Annotated in this window: 1 protein-coding gene and 1 pseudogene; one reads left to right on the top strand and one right to left on the bottom strand. The window is 59.3% G+C overall.

The annotated features are described in order from the left end of the window. Nucleotides 1-926: pseudogene (locus ACWGS9_RS34845) on the bottom strand (hypothetical protein); the annotation flags it as partial. A gap of 244 nt (nt 927-1,170) precedes the next feature. Here ACWGS9_RS34845 and ACWGS9_RS34840 point away from each other — a divergent pair. Beyond that, a partial coding sequence (locus tag ACWGS9_RS34840; protein WP_454509436.1) for a hypothetical protein occupies nt 1,171-1,387 on the top strand: 217 nt, incomplete at its 3' end.

Below are 1,387 nucleotides of genomic sequence, written 5' to 3'. Positions count from 1 at the left end.
TGCATCCCGCGCATGAGGTTCTCCTCCGCTCGCTGGTCACCGTGCACAAAGCCAGGGACGTACGCTCCCAAGTCCAGCGGCGGGGGCGGCGCGGAATATGGCTGACCGGAGTTCGACGCACCGAGGTTTTGATCCCATTGCTGCGGGCTTGGCTGATTGACACTTTGCGCTGGCGAATGGGCGGGTGAAGCCATCCCATGCCAAAAGTTCGCCGTGTTCCAGCTATCCCCTGGCAGCTGGCCGGCTTGATCTGCTGCCTGCCAAATCTCCTCCGCATTGACGCTTTGCGGCGAGGGAATGGGTTGGTCCACCGTTTCCACTGCCCTCCAGATTTCTTCTTGGTTGACACTTAGCACCGGTGAGTGGGCGGGCTGATCCGCCCCTTCCGCCGCACGCCAAATCTCCTCTTGATCGACACTTCGCACTGGCGAGTAGGCGGGTTGATCGATTGGTTGGTGAGAGCTACCTTCCCCAGCGCGCGAACTTCCCTCCCCGAGGGTCTGGCGGTAGCTCCGAAGCATGTTCAGCCCTCCCCCCCTCGCGTCACGATGATGCGGGAGCAACGTCGCAGCCCAGTCGCGCAGCGTCTCGTCACCTAGCCCAACAAGACCCAGGCCGTGAGTCTGGAGTGCTTCAGACAACGCGCGGAGGCCGCTACAATAGTCTTTGATAGTTTTCCTGCTTAGCCGAGGCGATGCCGCAGTGGCCGCCAGTTGGATGAGGTGCTCGTCTTCAGGAGAGACCTTATGAACGGCGGGGCGGCCTACGCGGCCCGTCCTGCCACGCTGCGGCCCGGCTGGTTCCGCTTCGCGTAGGTGCTGCTCAAAGTCCACTTGCGCCGCCTGCTCTCCTTGCTGTTGTTGCAGCCTGGCGTAGTTCGTTGCGAAATTTGGATCAAACGGATCGAGATTACGAAATGGGTCCATACTTCCCTCCGAATAGAGCGGGTTTGCAGATTTGAGCAGGTCAGCTCGGATCAGCTTTTAATCGTGCCAGCTTTCGAAAAGCTGACGAGCCCTTTCAATTAGCCTTTTCACCCTGGCGGGAGAAAAAATTGGAGGTTTGTGGGTTTGTTGCAACGAGTGAATAGAGGGCGCAGATGGGTCGGAACAAGATGGGATTGTTGCCGCCCCTCCCCAGACGGCATCGGAATTGACCAGATTGTGATCGTTGAAGGTCACGCAGCGGATCGTGCCGGCGCCGCGAGTGGAAGATAGACGTCTGGAGAAACATACCGCTAAGGGTGTCATTGCGCCCGTTCCGGAACGATCATGGATGGCGAATGTGGTCGATCATCCAGTCCGATGCCCGGAGCACGGCGAGTTGTCGGCTCTCGAAGCAAATTGGACCTTTGCCTGGTTCCCGCTGATGACGGTCGCTGCCTATG

The organism is Mesorhizobium sp. Arg314 (genome assembly GCF_053714275.1).
The sequence above is the reverse complement of the archived record's forward strand: the minus strand, read 5'-3'. Positions and strand labels throughout refer to the sequence as shown.